Source organism: Mesorhizobium sp. M1A.T.Ca.IN.004.03.1.1 (assembly GCF_003997555.1).
Lineage (GTDB): Bacteria > Pseudomonadota > Alphaproteobacteria > Rhizobiales > Rhizobiaceae > Mesorhizobium.
In genome coordinates this window covers 1-254 of sequence record NZ_RZTV01000693.1, presented here as the reverse complement: position 1 = coordinate 254, position 254 = coordinate 1, and the positions used below count along the sequence as shown (strand labels likewise).

General features: G+C 55.5%; 1 protein-coding gene. It reads right to left on the bottom strand.

The window, feature by feature from the left end:
• On the bottom strand, nucleotides 1-157 hold a 157-nt coding region (locus EOD29_RS33440), incomplete at its 3' end, for a glutathione S-transferase family protein (protein WP_164764030.1).
• Between the last annotated feature and the right edge of the window lie 97 nt (nucleotides 158-254).

Here is a 254-nt window from a genome sequence, read left to right as displayed (position 1 = left end):
AGACCGGCAGCGTGCCGGCCGGATTGAGCGCCAGGAAATCCCGGCGCTTCTCCCATGTCTGCTCCTCGATCAGATCCGTCTGATAGCCGTATTCCGCCAGGATCAGCCGGACGAAGCGAGATGCGGATGACATGGGATGATGATAAAGCGTGGGCATCGATACTCGGGCTTTGTGATTGCTGTTACAGGACTGTGTGGCAGCTCAATTATAGCGCCCTAGTCATGACTCATTGCTTGAAGCTATAGGAGCTTGG